A 2,255-nucleotide genomic window follows, 5' to 3' on the forward strand; every position below is an offset into this window, starting at 1 on the left:
AACATGACACTCGCCGCATAACAACACGAACTGGTGTCCACTTCTCGGGGGGAACCCCCGACCACCGACCGGGACGGGACCACCGACCGGGACGGGCCGACGGCCGAGGGGAAACAGTGATCGAGGAGCGGATCCGACAGGTCTTCGCCGAGGCGGGGGCCGAAGGCCGGCTGCACGCGATCCCGGTCCACGGGCCTGCGGGGACCGTCGGGGAGACGAGCGCTGAGACGGGCGCCGAGAGGGGCGTGAAGTCCGGTGCAGGGGCCGGTGCGGAGTCGGGTGGGCGTGAGGTCGGTATCGGCGCCGACGACCCTGTCGTGATCGCCTCGATCTTCAAGGTACTGCTGGTCCTGGAGTTCGCCCGGCAGGTCGCCGCCGGCCAGCTGGACCCGCGGGAGCGGGTGCGGGTGACCGCGGCCGACCGGCTCGGCGGCTGGGGGACCGCCGGCTGTCTGGACGACGTCGAGCTGTCGCTGCGCGACCTGGCCCACTTCGCGATGTCGGTCAGCGACAACTCGGCAGCCGACCTGTTGCTGGCCCGCGTCGGCCCGGACACCGTACGACTGCTCGCGCAGGAACTCGGACTGGACCGGACCCGGATCGTGGGCGGACCGCGAGACCTGCTGGAGTCCATGCTCGCGGAGGTCGGGGCATGCGACGAGCGGGACTTCGCCGTCCGCTATCCCGCCCTGCCGGACGACCGCAAGAGACGGCTGGCCGTGCTGGATCCCCACCGCACCACGGCGAGCACACCCCGCGAGATCACCCGGCTGCTCCGGCTCATCTGGACCGACGCTGCCGGCCCGCCCGAAGCCTGTTCATTCGTACGTGACTTGATGGAGCGTCAAGTCTTCCGGCACCGGCTGGTGTCGGGCTTCCCGGACGACGTCACGGTCGCGGCCAAGACCGGAACCCTGCCGGGACTGCACATGGAGGCGGGCGTCGCCCGCTACCCCGACGGCGAGTGCTACGCGATCGCCGTCTTCGCCCGCACGCACGACCTGACCGCTTCTCGTCCCACAGTGGACGCCGCGACCGGCAGGGCCGCCGGAATCGCGGTCGGCTTCCTCCGCGGCGACGGCCGGTGACCGGAGCGCATATGCGTTCGCATATCGGCATAGCCGAATTCCGGTCTTGGACGAGGGAGTTGACGCCCTGATCTCCTGACGCCATGACCCACCAGGACACACGCGCCACAGACCGACCGGACGCGCCTTTCCGTCGCGGCCTCGACCGTCGTACGGTGCTGCGCGGCGCCGCGCTCGGCGCGGCCACCCCGCTGATCCCGGCCGGCACCGCCACGGCCGCCACCGCCACGACCGCCACCGCCACCGCCACTGCCACGGCCGCCACCGCCGCCCGTGGCAGTGGCCGAGCCACCGGCTCGGCATCATGGCGCTGGCTCGGCACCGCCGGCTGGCGTATCGACGTCGGCGACCGGACCGTACTCTTCGATCCGTACCTCACCCGCTTCCCCACGGGCCTCTTCGACGGCGCCTTCGACCCGGGGACCCGCCTGCGGACCCGGCCGGAGGTCGTGGCCGCGCACATCGGCCGCCCCGAACTCGTCCTGGTCAGCCACTCCCACTGGGACCACCTCGGCGACGTGCCGCACATCGCCAGGACCACCGGCGCCCACGTCGTCGGCACCGAGACCACGTACCACCTGCTGGTCGCCCTGGGGGTCGACGCGGGACAGATCTCCGTGGTGAAGGGCGGTGAGGTGCTGGACTTCGGCGGGATCACCGTGGAGGTCGTGCCGAGCCTGCACAGCCGCAACAAGAAGTGCGCCTACTTCGCCCCGGGCACCCTGAACGCCCCGCCCGCGACGACCCCGAGCAGCATCGCGGACCTGCCGGAGGGCGACACCCTCGCCTTCCAGGTGACGGCCGGGGACAGCGGCCCGTCGGCGTTCCTCATGGGTGCCAGTGACTTCTCCGAACGGGCGGTGAGGGGCCTGCGCCCCGACCTCGCGATGATCGCCGTACCCGCCGGCACCGCCACCCACCGGTACGTACCCCGGCTGCTGCGCGCGCTGGACCACCCCGGCGTCGTCGTCCCCGTCCACTGGGACAACTTCGAAGTGCCACTGAGCGGTTCCCCCGTACGAGACCCGTCGATGGACCTGGAAGCGTTCCTCACCCAGGTCGAGAAGGCGTCCCCGGCGACGCGGACCGTCGTCCCGGACTACCGCACCGTGTACGACGGGGACATGCGCCCCGGAAGCGACCGGAGAGACAAGGGCCCCGGAACCC

General features: G+C 71.8%; 2 protein-coding genes. Both read left to right on the plus strand.

Annotated features, from left to right (window positions below; all coding sequences use genetic code 11):
- Positions 1-116 precede the first annotated feature (116 nt).
- Positions 117-1,088: a serine hydrolase gene (locus ACFP2V_RS30455; RefSeq protein ID WP_381218523.1), complete on the plus strand. Its 972-nt coding sequence runs from the start codon at positions 117-119 to the stop codon at positions 1,086-1,088.
- 83 nt (positions 1,089-1,171) lie between these two features.
- On the plus strand, positions 1,172-2,255 hold a 1,084-nt coding region (locus tag ACFP2V_RS30460), incomplete at its 3' end, for an MBL fold metallo-hydrolase (RefSeq protein ID WP_381218524.1).

Source organism: Streptomyces incanus (genome assembly GCF_042656345.1).
Lineage (GTDB): Bacteria > Actinomycetota > Actinomycetes > Streptomycetales > Streptomycetaceae > Streptomyces > Streptomyces incanus.